Genomic DNA, 19,704 nt, shown 5'->3' with positions numbered 1-19,704 from the left:
ACTTGACCTCTCTTTACACTAAAACAATGGTAAAGGTATGGACGCTGCATTGTTAGCCAGATATTCTGCCCGGTATGTTCAAATTTACTGAATGAGAACGCCATGGCTAAAGAGAGAGCATTGACCCTTGAAGCACTGCGGGTGATGGACGCGATCGATCGACGCGGTAGCTTCGCCGCAGCAGCGGATGAACTGGGGCGCGTGCCATCTGCCCTGAGCTATACCATGCAGAAGCTGGAAGAAGAGCTGGATGTGGTGCTGTTTGACCGCTCCGGTCACCGAACAAAATTCACCAACGTCGGGCGAATGCTGCTGGAGCGCGGTCGCGTACTGCTGGAAGCGGCGGATAAACTGACCACCGACGCTGAAGCCCTGGCCCGCGGCTGGGAAACGCACCTGACGCTGGTCACCGAGGCCCTGGTGCCCACCACTGCGCTCTACCCGCTGGTGGATCGCCTGGCGGATAAAGCCAATACCCAGCTGTCGATTATCACCGAGGTACTCGCCGGGGCGTGGGAGCGTCTGGAGCAGGGACGGGCCGATATCGTCATCGCCCCGGACATGCACTTCCGCTCTTCGTCCGAAATCAACTCCCGCAAGCTCTATAAAGTGTTGAACGTCTACGTCGCAGCACCAGATCATCCGATCCACCAGGAGCCGGAGCCGCTCTCCGAAGTGACCCGCGTGAAGTACCGCGGCGTGGCGGTGGCGGATACCGCCCGCGAGCGCCCGGTATTAACTGTCCAGCTGCTCGATAAACAGCCGCGTCTCACCGTCAGTACCCTGGAAGACAAGCGTCAGGCGCTGCTGGCCGGGCTGGGCGTGGCCACTATGCCGTATCCCTTTGTGGAAAAAGATATTGCCGAAGGACGGCTGCGGGTTGTCAGCCCGGAGTACACCAGTGAAGTGGATATCATAATGGCGTGGCGACGTGACAGCATGGGCGAAGCCAAATCCTGGTGTCTGCGCGAGATCCAGAAGCTGTTTACCCAGAAGTAATCTGAAGGCCCGGCAGGCGCAGCGCCGCCGGGCAATCCATCAGTTGTTTAGCAGCGGATCCGGCCCAAAACGGTTTTCACCTACCGTTCCGCGTTGGCAGTTGAAGATCAAAATAATTATCCAGCCGAGTACCGGGATCAGTACCAGCAGCAGCCACCATGCCGACCTGTCGGTATCGTGCAGTCGGCGAAACAGTACCGCCCACCCCGGCAGAAACACCAGCAGGCCATATACCGTGGTGAGAATGCCCTCGCCGCCAGCCCGCTCCCAGCCCAGCATTTTGTCAATGAGGCCCAGGACGCAGATCAGAATGAAGTTCACCAGAATAAACATCCAGTATTCTTTGCGCCGGGCGCGCCCTTTAAACCCAATATAATTTCGCAGTACTTTTAGATACCAGTCCATTTGTTGTGGCCTCAGTAGCAATTAATCACTTGTTTTCTAAGGGTGCAAATAAAGCATAGACGGGAATAAAAGAGGGGTAAAGGGCGCCAGAAAAGCGCCCCTGAGGCTTAGTCGAAGCGAGCGTCGCGGCCGTGCGGTTCAGTCAGATCCTGCCACGGGCCGATGGAAATAATGCCCGTCGGATTAATGGTTTTGTGGCTGCGGTAATAGTGGTTACGGATGTGGTCAAAATCGACCGTCTCCGCAATTCCCGGCATCTGATAGATGTCGCGCAGGAAACCGTACAAGTTGAGGTAATCGCTGATCCGGCGTTTGTCGCACTTAAAGTGGGTCACGTAAACCGGATCGAAGCGAACCAGAGTGGTCCACAGGCGAATATCGGCTTCGGTCAGCTGGTTACCGGTCAGATAGCGGTGCTGACCCAGGATTTGCTCCAGACGCTCCAGTGACGCAAAGACGTTATTCACGGCTTCGTCATAGGCTTCCTGGCTGGTGGCAAACCCGGCCTTATAGACGCCGTTATTGACGTTGTCGTAGATCCAGCTATTCAGGTCATCAATTTTATCGCGCAGCGCTGGCGGATAAAAATCGCCCGCCCGGGCGCCGTGAGCATCAAACGCGGTGTTCAGCATGCGGATAATCTCCGCCGATTCATTGCTGACAATGGTCTGATTTTTCTTGTCCCACAGTACCGGAACGGTTACCCGGCCGGTGTAGTGCGGGTCGGCGCGCAGGTAAAGCTGATAGAGAAAATCGTGGTGATAGAGTGAATCGCCGGTGGCCGCCGGGAAATCGCTGCCGAAGGTCCAGCCATTTTCCAGCATCAACGGATGCACCACCGAGACGGGGATCAGCGTCTCCAGCCCCTTCAGGGCGCGGACGATCAGCGTGCGGTGTGCCCACGGGCAGGCAAGCGAGACATAGAGATGGTAACGATCTTTCTCTGCCGCAAAGCCGCCTTCGCCGCTCGGGCCAGGTGCGCCGTCCGCGGTAAGCCAGTTACGGAAGGCCGAAACGGAGCGCTTAAAACGCCCTCCGGTGGATTTGGTGTCATACCAGGTATCCTGCCAGACGCCGTCTACGAGTTGTCCCATCTTTTCCTCCTTAGATAGCAAAAGCGAGGAGATATCTCCTCGCTTTTTGATTCAGTATAGCGTGCTTACCACTTCTTATTCAGAACGCGGTCAATGCTGTATGCACCCGGGCCGGTGATGGCCAGCAGCAGGAAACCGCCTGCGATGGTCAGGTTTTTCATGAACATCAGGGAGTTCACGCCTTCCGCAAAGTTGCTGTGGAACAGGAACGCCGTCAGCAGGGTGAAGCCTGCGGTAAACAGTGCCGTAGTGCGGGTCAGGAAACCGAACAGGATCGCCAGACCACCCCCAAACTCAAGCAGAATGGTCAGCGGCAGCAGGAACCCCGGAACGCCCATCGCTTCCATATACTGTTGCGTACCGGCGTAGCCACCGATTTTGCCCCAGCCTGCGGTAATAAACAGGATTGGCATCAGGATACGCGCAACCAGTACACCAACATCTTCTAATTTTTTCATCTTACTCTCCAGGGAACCACTTGGGCTATAAATACTATTTAGTGTGCAAAATCGGGCGGATGCCGCGGTCTCGCTGTCGATGGAGAGAATCATAAACGGGGTGAATGGGGATTGTTAGCAAGGAAAACTGTCAATCTTTTTCAAAGATATTGAGCAAGGCGGGACGGCACAAAAAAGTAAAGCGCCAGAAGGCGCTTTACCGGGTGAGGCAGAGGACAACGTCAGCGTGCGTCGGATTTGCGTAACTGCTGCTGATTAATCGTCGATTTCACCAGCTTCCAGGCACTCCAGATACCGAAACCGCGGCGCGCCCAGCGGATCAGCATGTTCGGATGTCGGACTGCCCGCACCGCCATAATGCTGCTCGCCACCAGCGCCCAGGCGCGGAGACTCAGGAAGGTATTCCAGCCACGGTCGTAAGCGTGGGTCGCTTCCAGCCAGTCGCGGCTGCCTGCTGACAGATCAATCCGCTGCTGCTGGATCTGGCTTAGCAAAAATGCCTTCTCTCGCTGACGTTCTGATCTGCTTCTGCTCACTTTTTCTCATCCTCCAGCAATGACCGGTCGTTAGCCAGTTCCTTACGGGTATGGTGCAACAGGGTCGAGTGGCGCACCTTGCGCATCGTCCATATTCCACCTATCAGAGCGGCGAGCAGCAGTACCACGGTTGTGCCAATCATCACATTGAGGCGGTATTGCGGATCGACTGCCCAAATAATTAATACCATAAGGCTCATCAGGCCAAACGCGGCGAAGAGCATGGTCAACCCCAACATCAGTAGCAGCTGGAAGATGTTTGCTTTCTCTTCTTCCAGTTCAACCACTGCCAGACGGATACGCGTCTCCGCGATGCCGACGAGAGTGGTTAAAATCCGCTGTCCGATACCGAGGACGTTTTTTGCGGGCCCTTGTGGTTGACGTGAATCTTCCATAATTAACGTCGCGTAAGGAGCATGCCGATGACGACGCCAACCGCAGCACCGATACCTACCCCGGCCCACGGATTTTCACGTACGTACTCATCGGCGCGCGCAGCGGCTTCACGGGTCTGTTTCGCCAGCACATCGCTGGTTTCGCCCAGACGGTAACGGCTCTCATGCAGGGCCTGCTCCGCTTTATTGCGCAGTTTACTCAGCTCTTCTTTCGACTTACTGCTCGAGGAGCTCAGCACCTCTTCCAGGGTATCCGCCAGGGACTTCAGTTCAGCGCGTAAATGGTCTGACGTAGTATCTTTTGACATGATTCTCTCCTGTTAAGATGTCCATTAAATCAGTAATCGCGAGACTCCAGCGCTTTCAGCTCGTTCTGCGCCTCCAGCAGCTTATGCTCACGTTTTGTAATCTTGTCCGCATCGCCTTTCTCTTTTGCCTCCGCCAGATCCTGGCGGCGTTCAGCAATCTCCTCTTTCTGATCGGCAATTTTGCGCTGATGATCGGCACGCAGCTTGCTGTCTGAACAGTTAGCTTTAACTTCGCTAAGGGCCTTCTGCAGCCCGTTGATTCGACTCTGATTGTTATGCTTTTCAGCGTAGCTGATCTCGCGTTGAATGTCCTTTTCCTTCTCCTGACACAGAGAAGACGCGAATGATGCTGCGCTTAAAGAAAAAAGGGCGAGGCCCAGGGCGATGCGGTAATTCATTATGAAAACCTTCCATTGTTTTTCGACATAACCTGCGGGAATGTCGATTTCCAGAGTTGTGCGGAGTACGAGTGGGAGGTGCTCCGCGTACTTAAGCATAGTAAGTAAACGGTGATATCACCAAAGTGAGTGAAAAGATTCAGAATAGTGGAAATTTAGCCTAACAGGCGCGAGGTATCACGCAGACGCGTCAGCCAGGCGGACGCCTGATTACCCTCATCCTGTTGGGCAATGATATAACCGTGCGGCAGGCTTCGGTCGAGCACCTTCTTCGCTGCGGCGCTCTGCACGCTGGAGTCGAAGGTGATCAGCAGCACGTCATTCTGTGGGGTAATGCTCTTGAACTGAATGCCGTTCGCATCCAGATGGTGCCAGATGGAGAAGCCATCTGGCATGCTGGTGCCCTGATTAACGGAGCGGATCGCCAGCGTTGATTCCTGCTTTTGCAGCGCCGTCCAGGCCAGCAGCAAGGCGCTGAACATCATCAGCGCAACCATGGCGTAAGAGAGACGGCGCAGTGACGGGGTTGAATTGCTCATTGCTTTAACCCTGACTTCCATGTTTTTTCTTCCACAACACCACCAGCGAACCAATCAGGCCAAACACCAGCAGCACGACGGGCAGCAGCATCAGGCAGGACATCAGCTGATCTTCGTACTTCAGGAATACCGGGGTCTTACCGAGCAGGTAGCCGAGGGTAGTCAGGATCAGCACCCATAGCAGGCCGCTCATCCAGTTAAAGAACTGAAAACGGGTGCTGCTGAGGCCGGAGAGCCCGGCAATCGTTGGCAGAAGGGTACGGACAAAGGCGATAAAGCGGCCCACCAGCAGCGCGGAGAGCCCGTGCTTATGGAACAGATGGTGCGCTCGCTGATGATAGTGTGCCGGGAGATGGGAAAGCCAGTTTTGCACGATGCGCGTATTGCCGAGCCATCGCCCCTGGATATAGCTCAACCAGCAGCCGAGGCTGGCGGCAATGGTTAGCAGCAGCACGGTTTGCGGGAACTGCATTGCCCCTTTTGCACAGAGCACGCCCACCAGCACCAGCAGACTATCGCCGGGCAGGAAAGCGGCAGGCAGCAGACCGTTTTCAAGAAACAGGATCATAAACAGGACAAAATAGAGCATGCCAATCATGGAAGGATTGGCCAGCGTTTCGAAATCCTGAGCCCATAAGGCGTTCAGTAGTTGGGTCAAAAGTTCCATTCAGTGTTCCTGAAAATCGGTTAACGGCACACCTGTCAACCGGGTCAAACAGCACGGCGACATTTTTTATAATTTCATTATGGTCGCTCGCGGACACAATGTGTGGCCAGAACTGTTCCCTGTTAAGTGGCAAAGTAAGCAAGCACTAACTAACAAGCTAAACGGCTAAATGCATCTAATTGTAACAAAGCCTGAAGGGATTCGTCACAGTATTTGCATCATTCCAGGATTGATTTTGGCTTAACCCAGGCAGGGGACGCGAGGTCTTTTACAAACGCTGACACTCTAAAGGTTTGCTTACCCACCGGGGCCGAAAGGCGCAGCGAAGCGCCTGCCGGTAGAAAAAGGGGCTTATTTTGCGTGACTGACGGCAGTATCGAGATGAACCACCGGATTCTCCGCAAAAAGATAGCGGTCGGCGTTGAATTCGAAGTCGTCGCTGGTTTCATTGAACAGCATCTGTTTGGTGTTCTCGAGATGCTGCCACATCGCCAGTTTTGCCGCATGCGGGTCTTTACGGATCAGGGCCTTGAGGATCTGGTCATGATCGTCGCACCAGTTATCCACGGTACGGGAATCGATGTGATCGTGCAGTTTTTTCCAGTACGGGTTATGAACGCGCTGAGTCCACATTTTTTCGACAATTGCCGCCAGGGCGGTATTTTGCGTGGCGAGGGCCACCTGGACGTGAAACTGCAGATCCCACTCGGAGTCGCGGAAGCATTTTTCTTTACGCGCGTTATCCTGGATCTCCATCAGCTTCATGATGTCCTGCTTGGTCACCTGCGTCGCCGCGAACTCGGCGATATTGCTTTCGATAAGCTGACGAGCCTGGAGCAGCTCAAAGGGACCGTAGTTGGCAAATTCCAGATTTTCGTCCGGTGCCGGGGAGTGTTTTGCCTGACTGGAGATGACATGAATGCCTGAACCCTTACGCACTTCAACATAGCCTTCAACTTCCAGCATGATGATGGCTTCACGAACCACGGTGCGGCTTACGCTCTTCTCATCAGCAATAAAACGCTCGGCGGGTAATTTGTCACCTACCAGATACACGCCTTGCTCGATACGAGCTTTCAGCTCGGCAGCAAGTTGCTGATAAAGACGACGGGGTTCGTTGATTTCCATATGCGCTCCAGGCAGGGTATGGCTAATGATTTGTTATACCACTTTTACCCGTTTGTCTCCAGATTTGACCCGCAAAAAAGCCGCTCAGAAGCGGCCTTTATATGCCCGGCGGCGCGGGCCTCCGGGTTCTGTAGGCCGGGTAAGCGCAGCGCCACCCGGCATTACACATGCGCTAACTCTGCGTTGCCGGCCTTCCAACAGACTCTTGCTGCAACTCATCCGCAGATTTGTTTTTCAGCACCGTCCAGATAAGCACCGCACCCATCAGGTCGAACACCGCCAGGACCGCGAACAGCGGGCTGAAGCCGATGGTGTCAGCCAGCGCACCTACCACCAGGGCAAACATGGTGCTGGCAGTCCAGGCAGCCATCCCGGTCAGGCCGTTGGCAGTCGCCACTTCGTTCCGACCAAAGACGTCAGAAGAGAGCGTAATCAGCGCACCGGACAGAGACTGGTGAGCAAAACCACCGATACAAAGCAGACCAATTGCCACGTATGGGCTGGTGAACAGGCCGATCATACCCGGGCCAATCATCAGCAGGGCGCCCATGGTCACCACCATTTTACGGGAGACGATCAGGTTCACGCCAAACCAGCGCTGGAACAGCGGTGGCAGATAGCCGCCGACGATACAGCCGAGGTCAGCAAACAGCATTGGCATCCAGGCGAACATGGCGATCTCTTTCAGGTTAAAGCCGTAGACTTTAAACATGAACAGCGGGATCCAGGCGTTGAAGGTACCCCAGGCCGGTTCTGCCAGGAAGCGCGGCAGGGCGATACCCCAGAACTGACGGGTGCCGAGGATCTGCAGAACAGACATCTTCTTGCCGTTGTTGGTCTGGTGCTGAGACTCCTGGCCGCCGATGATGTAGTCGCGTTCTTCTTCAGAAAGCTTCTTCTGATCGCGCGGGTGTTTGTAGAAGATCAGCCAGGACATTGCCCAGGCGAAGCTCAGCACGCCGGAGAGAATAAACGCCAGCTGCCAGCTGTGCATCACGATAGCCCACACCACCAGCGGCGGAGCAATCATTGCGCCGATAGAGGAACCCACGTTGAAGTAGCCCACCGCAATGGAACGCTCTTTCGCCGGGAACCACTCGGACGCCGCTTTCAGACCCGCAGGGATCATCGCCGCTTCCGCCGCACCGACTGCGCCGCGGGCCAGCGCCAGACCGCCCCAGCTGCCTGCCAGCGCGGTTGCGCCGCAGAAGATAGCCCAGGTGACGGCGAAGACCGCGTAGCCGACCTTGGTACCCAGAATATCCAGCACGTAGCCTGCTACCGGCTGCATGATGGTATAAGCCGCGGAGTAGGCCGCGATAATATAAGAATATTGTTGCGTGGAGATGTGCAGCTCTTCCATCAGCGTCGGTGCAGCCGCCGCTATGGTGTTACGCGTCAGGTAGCCCAGCACGGTGCCGAGCGTCACCAGTGCGATCATGTACCAACGTAACCCTTTAATTTTACGCATGTAAAACCTCATCGTTATGTTATTGCCGCACCGGAGTACGGGCATCCCTACGCCAGGCGTGAGATGTTTATCAACGGGAGGGTGTTACCGGGATGACTCCCGGAACGACCCGAACCTTGCCATAAGTAAACGTGCATAAGTCGGTATCCTTACCGCTGAGTCCGATGCCTGTGGCACCGGTAACGCATTCCGTCGGCTTATAATTTGCGACGGCGAAAAGATAACTTGTCATACAACTTTAAAAGGTGAGTGACATCACAAAAGTGTCAATCTTTGTAAGGACAATGTCTCTGCTCTGTCAGGCCAGAGCTGGCGCGGGGTTTAGCGGTATTTACCACTTTGGATGTAGATTATTTGTCGACGTTTATTGATCTAACTCACGAAAAAATCATCGGCCTCTGGAAATTGGTGTGATAACTTTGCAGCATCTGAACATTACTTTTCTGACGCACTCGTAGGCTCGTAAGAGGAAGACGATAATGACCCCGTTTATGACTGAAGATTTTCTGTTAGATACCGAATTTGCCCGCCGTCTGTATCATGATTACGCAAAAGACCAGCCGATTTTCGACTACCACTGCCACCTTCCGCCGCAGCAGGTTGCCGAAAATTACCGTTTCAAAAACCTGTATGACATCTGGCTGAAAGGTGACCACTACAAGTGGCGTGCTATGCGCACTAACGGGGTGGCGGAACGCCTCTGTACCGGCGATGCCTCCGATCGTGAAAAATTCGACGCCTGGGCCGCAACCGTGCCGCACACCATCGGTAACCCGCTGTACCATTGGACCCATCTGGAGCTGCGCCGTCCGTTTGGCATTACCGGCAAGCTGCTCTCTCCGGCTACCGCCGATGAGATCTGGAACGAATGCAACGAACTGCTGGCGCAGGACACCTTCTCTGCCCGCGGCATCATGAAGCAGATGAACGTCAAGATGGTCGGCACCACCGACGATCCGATCGACTCGCTGGAACATCACGCCGTTGTCGCGAAAGACAGCTCGTTTGACGTTAAAGTGCTGCCAAGCTGGCGCCCGGACAAAGCCTTCAACATTGAGCAGGCGACCTTTGCTGACTACATGGCGAAGCTGAGTGAAGTCTCTGATACCGAGATCCGCCGTTTCGGCGATCTGCAGACCGCGCTGGCGAAGCGTCTGGATCACTTTGCGGCTCACGGCTGTAAAGTGTCTGACCATGCCCTGGACGTGGTGCTGTTTGCCGACGCCAACGAAGCCGAGCTGGACAGCATTCTGGCGCGTCGTCTGGCCGGTGAAAGCCTGAACGAACACGAAGTGGCGCAGTTCAAAACTGCGGTACTGGTCTGGCTGGCGGCAGAATATGCCCGTCGCGGCTGGGTGCAGCAGTACCACATCGGCGCGCTGCGCAATAACAACCTGCGCCAGTTCAAGCTGCTGGGCGCTGACGTCGGTTTTGACTCCATTAACGACCGTCCGCTGGCGGAAGAGCTGTCGAAACTGCTGAGCAAACAGAACGAAGAGAATCTGCTGCCGAAAACCATCCTCTACTGCCTGAACCCGCGTGATAACGAAGTGCTGGGCACCATGATCGGCAACTTCCAGGGCGAAGGGATGCCAGGCAAGATGCAGTTCGGTTCCGGCTGGTGGTTCAACGACCAGAAAGACGGCATGGAGCGTCAGATGACCCAGCTGGCGCAGCTCGGCCTGCTGAGCCGCTTTGTCGGGATGCTGACCGACAGCCGCAGCTTCCTTTCTTATACTCGCCATGAATATTTCCGCCGCATTTTGTGCCAGATGATTGGCCGCTGGGTGGCAGCGGGCGAAGCCCCGGCCGATATCCAGCTGCTGGGCGAAATGGTGAGAAACATCTGCTTTAACAATGCGCGCGACTACTTCGCTATTGAACTGAACTAAGGCCTTCTGAGGGTTGATATGCAATACATCAAGATCCATTCGCTGGATAACGTAGCGGTCGCGCTGGCCGACCTGAGCGAAGGTCTGGACGTGACGTTTGATAACCATACCGTCACGCTGCGCCAGGACGTGGCGCGCGGGCACAAGTTCGCCCTGCAACCCATTGCCAAAGGGGAGAACGTCGTTAAATACGGTCTGCCTATCGGCCATGCGCTGGCGGATATCGCGGCGGGTGAATTCATTCACTCCCACAATACGCGCACCAATCTGAGCGATCTGGATGAGTACAGCTATCAACCTGAGTTACAGGCTGAGGCCAGCCAGGCGGCGGATCGTGACGTTCAGATCTACCGCCGCGCCAGCGGGGAGGTGGGGATCCGCAATGAACTGTGGATCCTGCCGACCGTCGGCTGCGTCAACGGCATCGCCCGTCAGATCCAGAGCCGGTTCCTGAAAGAGACCGGGCAGGCAGATGGGACTGACGGCGTTCATCTGTTCAGTCACACCTACGGCTGTTCCCAGCTGGGCGACGACCACGTCAACACCCGCACCATGCTGCAAAACATGGTGCGCCACCCGAACGCCGGGGCGGTGCTGGTGATCGGCCTTGGCTGCGAGAACAACCAGGTCGATGCCTTCCGCGAAACGCTGGGGGATTTCGATCCGGCACGCGTGCACTTCATGGTCTGTCAGCATCAGGATGACGAAGTGGAAGCCGGGCTGGAGCATCTGCATCAGCTGTATGAGGTGATGCGTCACGACAAACGTGAAGCGGGCAAGCTGAGCGAGCTGAAGTTTGGTCTGGAGTGCGGCGGCTCGGACGGCCTGTCCGGCATTACCGCCAACCCGATGCTGGGTCAGTTCTCCGACTACGTCATCAGCAACGGCGGCACCACCGTGCTGACCGAAGTGCCGGAGATGTTCGGCGCGGAGCGCATTTTGATGAGCCACTGCCGCGACGAAGCGACCTTTGAAAAGACCGTTACCATGGTCAACGACTTTAAGCAGTACTTTATCGCCCACAACCAGCCGATTTACGAGAATCCATCCCCGGGTAACAAAGCGGGCGGGATCACGACGCTCGAGGAGAAATCCCTCGGCTGCACCCAGAAAGCGGGCGCCAGCCAGGTGGTGGATGTCCTGCGCTACGGCGAGCGGCTGCAAACTCACGGGCTGAACCTGTTAAGCGCGCCGGGCAATGACGCCGTGGCCACCAGCGCCCTGGCGGGTGCGGGCTGCCATATGGTGCTGTTCAGCACCGGTCGCGGCACGCCGTACGGCGGTTTTGTGCCGACGGTAAAAATTGCCACCAACAGCGAGCTGGCGGCGAAGAAAAAGCACTGGATCGATTTTGACGCCGGTCAGCTGATCCACGGCAAAGCGATGCCGCAGCTGTTAACGGAGTTTGTGGATGTGATTGTTGATATCGCTAACGGCAAGCAGACCTGCAACGAGAAAAACGACTTCCGCGAGCTGGCGATCTTTAAGAGTGGTGTGACGCTGTAAGTGTGTTTGCCGGGCGGCACTGCGTTTGCCCGGCCTACGAAAGTAAAAGGCCCGGTCACTGACCGGGCCTTTTTTATTAGCTGCGCAGCGCGTTTTTCGCCAGACGCGCGTCTTCAGCCTGACAGGCCGCGGCGGTAAACAGCACGTCAGTCGAGGAGTTCAGCGCCGTTTCACAGGAGTCCTGCAGCACGCCAATGATAAAGCCGACCGCTACGACCTGCATGGCCACTTCATTCGGGATACCGAACATATTACAGGCCAGCGGGATCAGCAGCAGCGAACCACCCGCCACACCCGATGCGCCGCAGGCGCACAGCGATGCCACGACGCTCAGCAGCAGCGCGGTTGGCAGATCCACCGGAACACCCAGAGTATGCACAGCCGCTAAGGTCAGCACGGTGATGGTGATCGCCGCACCCGCCATATTGACGGTCGCACCCAGCGGGATGGAGACGGAGTAGGTGTCACGATCCAGGTTCAGCTTCTCGGCCAGGGCCATGTTCACCGGAATGTTTGCCGCAGAGCTGCGCGTAAAGAAGGCGTAGACGCCGCTTTCACGCAGGCACGTCAGCACCAGCGGATACGGGTTACGGCGGATCTGCCAGAACACCAGCAGCGGGTTGATCACCAGCGCCACCAGCAGCATGCAGCCAACCAGCACGAACAACAGCTGGGCGTAGCCCCACAGGGTTTCAAACCCGGTGGTTGCCAGGGTGGAGGAGACCAGGCCGAAGATACCGATCGGCGCAAAGCGGATCACCACTTTCACCATAAAGGTCACCGCGTTGGACATGTCGTTAACCAGGTTTTTGGTGGTGTCGTTACCGTGGCGCAGGGCAAAGCCCAGCCCGACGGCCCACACCAGAATGCCGATGTAGTTAGCATTCAGCAGAGCATCAATCGGGTTAGAGACCATGCTCATCAGCAGGCCGCGAAGCACCTCGACAATGCCGGATGGCGGGGTGATATCACCCGCGGCAGAGGTGAGGTGCAGCGTGGACGGGAACAGGAAGCTAAACACCACCGCCGTCAGGGCAGCAGAGAAAGTACCCAGCAGATAGAGGAACAGAATCGGACGAATGTTGGTTTTCTGGCCGTGCTGGTGGTTGGCAATGGAGGCCATCACCAGCATCAGCACCAGCACCGGTGCGACGGCTTTTAACGCGCCAACGAACAGAGTGCCGAGCAGGCCGGTGGCAATAGCGGCCGGTTTAGAAACCAGTGCCAGTAAAATACCCAGCACCAGGCCTATCAGTATTTGTTTGACGAGGCTGCCCTGCGTCAGACGCGCGAGCAGACCAGAAGATTGTGTGGTCATAGAAAATTCCTTCAGTGAAATTGCGTTCCGTCCCGGAGGTGCTCTCAGGCACTTATCATCCCGGTTAGAGGTGTGTGTTTTGCAAGATTGAGTATATTGAAAGCGCAATGCGTGGGAAGCGTAAAATGCTGGGTTTTACGTGCTGCGTCATATTTTTTAACTATTGCTTTACATTTTTGTCGGGTAGACCCGGCCTGGAAAACCGTAGGCCCGGCAAGCGTAGCGCCGCCGGGCACCAGACCGCACAATCCTCTTACTGGATCTGCCGCTTTTTATCGTTCTGGTGGTTCACCCAGGCGTTGATAAGCAGGGTCAGGACCAGGATACCAAACACCACGCCCAGCGAGATGGCGATCGGGATGTGGTAGAAATCGACAATCATCATCTTGATACCGATAAACACCAGGATCACCGACAGGCCGTACTTCAGCATGGTGAAGCGCTCCGCCACGCCCGCCAGCAGGAAGTACATGGCACGCAGGCCGAGGATCGCAAAGAGGTTCGACGTCAGCACGATGAACGGGTCAGTAGTCACCGCGAAGATCGCCGGAATGCTGTCGACCGCGAAAATCACGTCGCTCAGCTCCACCATGATCAGCACCAGCAGCAGCGGGGTAGCGAACAGCAGCCCATTCTTGCGCACGAAGAAGTGCTCGTTCTCGATGGTGTCGGTCATGCGCAGGTGGCCGCGGATCCAGCGCACCAGCGGCTTCTCACCAATACCGGTTTCGTCTTCCTTCGCCAGCGCCATCTTCACACCGGTAAACAGCAGGAACGCGCCGAAGATATAGAGCAGCCATTCGAACTGCGAGATCAGCCAGCTGCCGGCGAAGATCATGATGGTACGCAGGACGATCGCGCCCAGCACGCCATACACCAGCACCCGACGCTGCAGGGCAGCCGGTACGGCAAAGTAGCTGAACAGCATCAGCCAGACGAAGACGTTATCCACCGCCAGGGCTTTTTCAATCAGATAGCCCGTCAGGAACGCCAGCGCCTGGGGATCGGCCACCGCGCGGCCCTGAGTGATAGAGAGATACCACCAGAAGGCGGCACAGAAGAGCAGGGAGAGGGTGACCCACACCAGCGACCAGGCGGCCGCCTGTTTCATGGTCATGCCATGTGCGCCGCGACGCCCCTGTAAAAAGAGATCGATCGCCAGCATGATCAGGACCACGACTGCGAATCCGCCCCACATCAGCGGAGTACCGACAGTATTCATAAAATTTTCCTTCCTGTACGAGCCTACCCCACAAGGCTATTTTGCTTGCCATTTTGAACCTGGGCAGTGCTCGCAATCCTCACGTACTACGTGTACGTTCCGGTTGCTGCGCGCTGTCCGTGTTCAAACTGTCTGCGCCAATTACGCCTTCTGGGGTAGGCTCTAAAAAACAAAAACGGCTATGGTCAGAAGACGATAGCCGTTGCGTTTTTTATGCATAGACCTCGCCTTCCGGCAAGGTCTCACTTACAACAAGAAAGGAATACGTTAATCGCATTCCTTTTTCGTTGCCCGGCGACCGGATGCGGGATTAAACGCATCGTAATGACGATCCACCGGCCAGGAAGTTACTCCCCTTTGCAGGTAACAAAATATGTCAGGCCATTGATTTCGTCAATGGCCTGCGCGAATTCATTACACAGCTTTACGCGGTAACTTCTGCATTCAGGCCATCCGCCGGGAACACCACCCCCGTCTGACGACGGATCTCGGTCTGTAGCTTCGCCGTGGTACGGCTCACCGCAAGGCCCGGATGGTTCACTTCCTGGGTTTCGACCAGACGCGCAAACACCTCTGCCTCATACAGCATAGTGTTGATATGTTGAGGCTGCGTCAGCTCCTGCGCCTTGCCGCCGCGCGGCACGTAGCTCAGCTTCTGGCACTCGGAGATCTTCTCAACCACCAGCGAGCCGTTTTCTCCCTGAATCTCGCTCGGCAGCACCGAGTCGCTCACCTTGGAGTGCTGCAGCGTGACGCTGAAATCACCGTAGTCCAGCACCACCAGACCGTGGGCATCAACACCGCTCTCCAGCAGGCTGGCGGTTGCCTGCACCCGGTGCGGCTCGCCCCACAGCGCGACCGCCGAGGCCAGGCAGTAGAAGCCGATGTCCATAATCGAGCCGTTGGAAAACGCCGGATTAAAGGTGTTCGGGTTCTCGCCGTCGAGATAGCGCTGATAGCGCGACGAGTACTGGCAATAGTTAATAAAGGCTTTGCGTACGCGGCCCACTTTCGACAGGGACTGCTGCAGCAACAGGAAATTCGGCAGGCTGGCGGTTTTAAACGCTTCGAACAGCACCACCTGGTTTTCCCGCGCAAGCGCAATGGCGGCTTCCACTTCCTCAATATTGGAGGCCAGCGGCTTCTCGCAAATCACATGTTTTTTGTGGCTGAGGAACAGCTTCGTCTGCGGAAAATGCAGCGAATTCGGGCTGGCAATATAGACCGCGTCAATGGCATCGCTTTGCGCCATCGCCTCCAGAGAGGTAAACAGATGCTCGACGAAATAGTCGTTAGCAAAGGCCTGAGCCTGTTCAAGGCTGCGGGAATAGACTGCGGTGAGCTTATATTTGCCGGTCTCATGGGCGGCATCGACGAACTGGCGAGTGATCCAGTTCGTCCCAATGACTGCGAAACGTATCATAAACGTTCACGAACTCCGTAGCTGGGAACCTTTAGCCACTGTAGCACGTCAGAATGACAAAACGAGTGCGCTAATCCGCATTACTATTTAACGATAAATGCGTAAGCCACAAACGGGTATCAAACTCCAGCTGGTGATACTGCGGTTCCATATGGCAGCACAGGGAGTAGAACGCTTTGTCGTGCTCTTTCTCTTTCAGGTGCGCCAGCTCATGCACCACAATCATGCGCAAAAAGGCTTCCGGTGCGTTGCGGAACACGGTCGCCACGCGGATCTCGGCTTTGGCTTTCAGCTTGCCGCCCTGCACGCGGGAGATGGCGGTGTGCAGACCCAGGGCGTTCTTCAGCACGTGGATCTTGTTGTCGTACATCACCTTATTGATCGGCGGGGCGCTCTTCAGGTACCGGCTTTTCAGATCCTGCGTATACTGCCAGAGGGCTTTATCGGTAGCGAAATCGTGGGTCCCCGGGTAGCGTTTTTCCAGCACCGCGCCCAGCTTCTGCTCGGCAATCAGGCTGCGAACCTGAGAAAGTAAATGCTCCGGGTAGCCCTGGAGATAAGTCAGTTGGTTCATCAAAGCCCCAAAATAATTTGAAAACGGGTATACTCACGCACCCTTTTCAGGGATAACGCCGAAATTTTACCATTCAGGAGGGCCGATGAGCCACTTAGACAACGGTTTCCGTTCACTCGACTTAAAACGTTTCCCGGAAACGGACGACGTTAACCCGCTTCAGGCGTGGGAAGCGGCGGATGAATATCTGCTGCAACAGTTGGATGAGACAGAAATTAGCGGCCCGGTTCTGATCCTGAATGATGCTTTCGGCGCATTGGGTTGTGCGCTGGTCGAACATACACCGTACAGCATCGGTGATTCCTATCTGAGCGAGCTGGCGACGCGCGAGAACCTGCGCCACAACGAGCTCGATGAAGGCAGCGTGAAGTTCCTCGACAGCACCGCAGAGTATCCGCAGGCGCCGGGCGTGGTGCTGATTAAGATCCCGAAAACCATGGCTTTGCTGGAGCAGCAGCTGCGTGCCCTGCGTAAGGTTGTGACGCCAGAGACGCGCATTATTGCGGGCGCAAAAGCGCGTGATATCCACACCTCGACCATTGAGCTGTTCGAGAAAGTGCTGGGTCCAACCACCACCACGCTGGCGTGGAAAAAAGCCCGCCTGATCAACTGCACTTTCAGTGCTCCGCAACTTGCCGACGCGCCAGAAACCCTGAGCTGGAAGCTGGAAGGCACCGACTGGACTATCCACAACCACGCCAACGTCTTTTCACGTACCGGGCTGGATATCGGCGCGCGCTTCTTTATTGAACATCTGCCGGAGAACCTGGAGGGGGAGATCGTTGACCTCGGCTGCGGTAACGGCGTGATTGGCCTGACGCTGCTGGCGAAGAATCCGGAGGCCAGCGTGGTCTTCAGCGACGAGTCGCCGATGGCGGTGGCCTCCAGCCGTCTGAATGTGGAAACCAACATGTCGGAAGCGCTGGATCGCTGCGAGTTTATGATCAACAACGCGCTGTCGGGCGTGGAGCCGTTCCGCTTTAACGCGGTGCTGTGTAACCCGCCATTCCACCAGAAGCATGCCCTGACGGATAACGTCGCCTGGGAGATGTTCCACCACGCGCGTCGCTGCCTGAAAATTAACGGTGAGCTCTATATCGTGGCTAACCGCCATCTGGATTACTTCCACAAGCTGAAGAAGATTTTCGGCAACTGCACCACCGTAGCCACCAACAACAAGTTCGTGGTGTTGAAGGCGGTTAAGCTCGGTCGCCGTCGTTAAGATTGTTATGCCGGGCGGCGCTACGCTTGCACCGGCCTACGGTTTTGTAGGCCCGGTAAGCGCAGCGCCACAATGTAGGCCGGGCAAGCGAAGCACCGCCCGGCAATGCCGTTAAATCTCCAGCGCTAATTTCGTCCCCTGGGCAATCGCCCGTCTTGCATCCAGCTCCATCGCCACGTCGCACCCGCCAATCAGATGCACCGTTTTACCTGCTTCGCGCAGCGGATCCGCCAGATCGCGCTTCGGCTCCTGACCGGCACACAAAATCACATGATCGACGCGCAAGAGCTGCGGTTCACCGCCGATCAGTACGTGAAGTCCTTCGTCGTCTATCTTCTGATAACTGACCCCCGGGATCATCTTCACACCGCGCGAGAGCAGGGTGGTGCGATGGATCCAGCCGGTGGTTTTCCCCAGTCCTTCGCCCGGTTTGCTGGCCTTACGCTGGAGCATCACGATCTGACGCGCGCTTTTCGGCTGCTGCGGCCCCTCCGGACGCAGGCCGCCCACCTGATTCAGGCTGGTGTCGATACCCCACTCCTCGCAGAATTCCGCAATATTCTGGCTGGTGGGCTCGCCTGCCTGGCTCAGGTACATGGCGGTATCAAAGCCGATCCCGCCGCAGCCAATAATTGCCACCCGATCGCCCACCGGTTTTTTATCGCGCAGCACGTCGAGATAGCTCAGCACTTTCGGATGATCGATGCCCTCGATCGCGGGGGTGCGCGGGGCGATCCCGCTGGCGAGGATCGTTTCGTCAAAGTCGATCAGATCCTGCGCGCTCACCCACTGGCTAAGCCGCAGATCGATCCCGGTGAGGTCGATCATCCGCGCGTAATAGCGCAGGGTCTCGTAAAACTCCTCTTTGCCGGGGATCTGTTTGGCGATATTAAACTGCCCGCCGATTTCAGCAGCGGCATCAAACAGCGTCACGCTGTGCCCGCGCGCCGCGGCATTCACCGCAAACGCCAGCCCCGCCGGACCTGCACCCACGACCGCCAGCCGTTTCTTATTTACTGCCGGCACCACCGGCATTCGGGTTTCGTGGCAGGCACGCGGGTTGACCAGGCAGGAGGTGACTTTGCCGACGAAGATCTGATCCAGACAGGCCTGGTTGCAGCCGATACAGGTGTTGATCTCATCCGCACGGCCGCTCTGCGCTTTGGAGAGGATCTCCGCATCGGCGAGGAAAGGCCGCGCCATCGACACCATATCGGCATCGCCTCTGGAGATCACATCCTCCGCCACCCGGGGATCGTTAATGCGGTTGGTGGTCACCAGCGGGATCGACACTTTGCCTTTCAGCCTGCGCGTCACCCAGCTGAACGCCGCGCGCGGCACCGGGGTGGCGATGGTCGGGATCCGCGCCTCATGCCAGCCGATCCCGGTGTTGATGATGGTTGCGCCTGCGGCTTCAATGGCCTGCGCCAGCTGGACGGTCTCCTCAAAGGTGCCGCCGCCCTCCACCAGGTCGAGCATCGACAGGCGGAAGATAATAATAAAGTCGCTCCCGGCGCGTTCCCGCACCGCGCGTACCACTTCGATCGCAAAGCGCATCCGCCGGGCATAGTCCCCGCCCCATTCGTCATCGCGCTGGTTGGTACGCGCGGCGAGGAATTCGTTGATCAGATAGCCTTCGGAGCCCATCACCTCCACGCCGTCGTAACCCGCCTCGCGGGCCAGGGCGGCGCAGCGGGCGAAGTCATCAATCAGGGTCAGAATTTCATCATGGCTGAGGGCATGCGGCTTGAAGCGGTTGATTGGGGCCAGGATCGCCGACGGGGCTACCAGGTTCGGCTGATAGCTGTAGCGTCCGGTATGCAGAATTTGCAGGGCGATTTTGCCGCCCTCCTGGTGGACGGCATCGGTAACGATCCGGTGGTGCGGCAGTTGTGCCACATCGTTCAGCACCGCGCCGCCCTCCATCGTGACGCCAGAAAGCGCAGGGGCCACGCCGCCGGTGACGATCAGCGCCACCCCGTGACGGGCACGCTCGGCATAGAAGGCCGCCAGCCGCTCCGCGCCGTCCGGCCGCTCCTCCAGACCGGTATGCATCGAGCCCATCAACACACGGTTTTTGAGCGTGGTGAACCCCAGATCAAGGGGGGCGAACAGCGACGGGTAGTGGCTCATAAACGCTTCCATTGTA

General features: G+C 56.8%; 20 protein-coding genes. 4 read left to right on the top strand and 16 right to left on the bottom strand.

Annotation, left to right across the window (positions count from 1 at the left end):
• Window positions 1–102: 102 nt before the first annotated feature.
• The gene (locus ACP4QI_RS19365) at window positions 103–999 is read left to right on the top strand and encodes a LysR family transcriptional regulator (protein WP_106994774.1); all 897 of its coding nucleotides are present in this window, start codon (window positions 103–105) and stop codon (window positions 997–999) included.
• A 39-nt stretch (window positions 1,000–1,038) separates the two neighbouring features.
• Here ACP4QI_RS19365 and ACP4QI_RS19360 read toward each other — a convergent pair whose 3' ends face one another.
• The 11 genes from ACP4QI_RS19360 to ACP4QI_RS19310 form a co-directional block, all read right to left on the bottom strand.
• Window positions 1,039–1,404: a DUF805 domain-containing protein gene (locus ACP4QI_RS19360; protein WP_142487207.1), complete on the bottom strand. Its 366-nt coding sequence runs from the start codon at window positions 1,402–1,404 to the stop codon at window positions 1,039–1,041.
• Between the two features lie 107 nt (window positions 1,405–1,511).
• Window positions 1,512–2,498, bottom strand: a complete 987-nt coding sequence (locus ACP4QI_RS19355) for a glutathione S-transferase family protein (RefSeq protein ID WP_142487206.1) — start codon at window positions 2,496–2,498, stop codon at window positions 1,512–1,514.
• Window positions 2,499–2,563: 65 nt separating this feature from the next.
• Window positions 2,564–2,956 (bottom strand): DoxX family protein, encoded by a 393-nt coding sequence (locus ACP4QI_RS19350; RefSeq protein WP_181247303.1) that lies wholly within the window; start codon window positions 2,954–2,956, stop codon window positions 2,564–2,566.
• Between the two features lie 221 nt (window positions 2,957–3,177).
• Window positions 3,178–3,492 carry a YqjK-like family protein gene (locus ACP4QI_RS19345; RefSeq protein WP_156264700.1) on the bottom strand — a complete coding sequence of 105 codons (315 nt, stop codon included), beginning with the start codon at window positions 3,490–3,492 and terminating at the stop codon, window positions 3,178–3,180.
• Complete coding sequence (locus ACP4QI_RS19340) at window positions 3,489–3,887, bottom strand: phage holin family protein (RefSeq protein WP_142487203.1); 399 nt, start codon at window positions 3,885–3,887, stop codon at window positions 3,489–3,491. The genes ACP4QI_RS19345 and ACP4QI_RS19340 overlap by 4 nt, the downstream gene beginning before the upstream one ends.
• Window positions 3,888–3,889: 2 nt before the next feature.
• Window positions 3,890–4,195 carry a DUF883 family protein gene (locus ACP4QI_RS19335; protein ID WP_032614327.1) on the bottom strand — a complete coding sequence of 102 codons (306 nt, stop codon included), beginning with the start codon at window positions 4,193–4,195 and terminating at the stop codon, window positions 3,890–3,892.
• 29 nt (window positions 4,196–4,224) lie between these two features.
• Window positions 4,225–4,593: a DUF1090 domain-containing protein gene (locus ACP4QI_RS19330; protein ID WP_231313615.1), complete on the bottom strand. Its 369-nt coding sequence runs from the start codon at window positions 4,591–4,593 to the stop codon at window positions 4,225–4,227.
• Between the two features lie 155 nt (window positions 4,594–4,748).
• Window positions 4,749–5,132: an EnvZ/OmpR regulon moderator MzrA gene (gene mzrA, locus ACP4QI_RS19325; protein ID WP_142487200.1), complete on the bottom strand. Its 384-nt coding sequence runs from the start codon at window positions 5,130–5,132 to the stop codon at window positions 4,749–4,751.
• A gap of 4 nt (window positions 5,133–5,136) precedes the next feature.
• Window positions 5,137–5,799 (bottom strand): DedA family general envelope maintenance protein YqjA, encoded by a 663-nt coding sequence (gene yqjA / locus ACP4QI_RS19320; protein WP_059307126.1) that lies wholly within the window; start codon window positions 5,797–5,799, stop codon window positions 5,137–5,139.
• A gap of 351 nt (window positions 5,800–6,150) precedes the next feature.
• Complete coding sequence (gene exuR / locus ACP4QI_RS19315; RefSeq protein ID WP_142487199.1) at window positions 6,151–6,927, bottom strand: transcriptional regulator ExuR; 777 nt, start codon at window positions 6,925–6,927, stop codon at window positions 6,151–6,153.
• Window positions 6,928–7,099: 172 nt separating this feature from the next.
• Window positions 7,100–8,398, bottom strand: a complete 1,299-nt coding sequence (locus ACP4QI_RS19310) for an MFS transporter (protein WP_142487198.1) — start codon at window positions 8,396–8,398, stop codon at window positions 7,100–7,102.
• 479 nt (window positions 8,399–8,877) lie between these two features.
• Between ACP4QI_RS19310 and uxaC the strand changes: the two genes are divergently transcribed.
• Window positions 8,878–10,290, top strand: coding sequence for a glucuronate isomerase (gene uxaC / locus ACP4QI_RS19305; protein ID WP_231313616.1), 1,413 nt, complete (start codon window positions 8,878–8,880; stop codon window positions 10,288–10,290).
• 18 nt (window positions 10,291–10,308) lie between these two features.
• Window positions 10,309–11,796: a UxaA family hydrolase gene (locus tag ACP4QI_RS19300; protein ID WP_426495756.1), complete on the top strand. Its 1,488-nt coding sequence runs from the start codon at window positions 10,309–10,311 to the stop codon at window positions 11,794–11,796.
• A 76-nt stretch (window positions 11,797–11,872) separates the two neighbouring features.
• On the opposite strand, the gene sstT is transcribed toward ACP4QI_RS19300, so the two are convergent.
• From sstT to ACP4QI_RS19280, 4 genes are all read right to left on the bottom strand, one after another.
• Window positions 11,873–13,114 carry a serine/threonine transporter SstT gene (gene sstT, locus ACP4QI_RS19295; protein ID WP_426495757.1) on the bottom strand — a complete coding sequence of 414 codons (1,242 nt, stop codon included), beginning with the start codon at window positions 13,112–13,114 and terminating at the stop codon, window positions 11,873–11,875.
• Window positions 13,115–13,367: 253 nt separating this feature from the next.
• Entirely contained in the window at window positions 13,368–14,336 is a 969-nt protein-coding gene (locus ACP4QI_RS19290) for a TerC family protein (RefSeq protein WP_142487194.1), read from the bottom strand.
• Between the two features lie 424 nt (window positions 14,337–14,760).
• Entirely contained in the window at window positions 14,761–15,759 is a 999-nt protein-coding gene (locus ACP4QI_RS19285; protein ID WP_426495758.1) for a Gfo/Idh/MocA family protein, read from the bottom strand.
• 70 nt (window positions 15,760–15,829) lie between these two features.
• Window positions 15,830–16,333 (bottom strand): YgjP-like metallopeptidase domain-containing protein, encoded by a 504-nt coding sequence (locus ACP4QI_RS19280; protein WP_231313619.1) that lies wholly within the window; start codon window positions 16,331–16,333, stop codon window positions 15,830–15,832.
• Window positions 16,334–16,418: 85 nt separating this feature from the next.
• Between ACP4QI_RS19280 and rlmG the strand changes: the two genes are divergently transcribed.
• Window positions 16,419–17,555, top strand: coding sequence for a 23S rRNA (guanine(1835)-N(2))-methyltransferase RlmG (gene rlmG / locus ACP4QI_RS19275; protein WP_426495759.1), 1,137 nt, complete (start codon window positions 16,419–16,421; stop codon window positions 17,553–17,555).
• A gap of 111 nt (window positions 17,556–17,666) precedes the next feature.
• Here rlmG and ACP4QI_RS19270 read toward each other — a convergent pair whose 3' ends face one another.
• Window positions 17,667–19,688 (bottom strand): 2,4-dienoyl-CoA reductase FMN-binding domain-containing protein, encoded by a 2,022-nt coding sequence (locus ACP4QI_RS19270; protein ID WP_426495760.1) that lies wholly within the window; start codon window positions 19,686–19,688, stop codon window positions 17,667–17,669.
• Window positions 19,689–19,704 lie beyond the last annotated feature (16 nt).

The sequence above is a fragment of the Leclercia sp. TB492 genome (genome assembly GCF_049974505.2).
In the GTDB taxonomy this organism is placed as follows: Bacteria; Pseudomonadota; Gammaproteobacteria; order Enterobacterales; family Enterobacteriaceae; genus Enterobacter; species Enterobacter adecarboxylatus_C.
The sequence above is the reverse complement of the archived record's forward strand: the minus strand, read 5'-3'. Positions and strand labels throughout refer to the sequence as shown.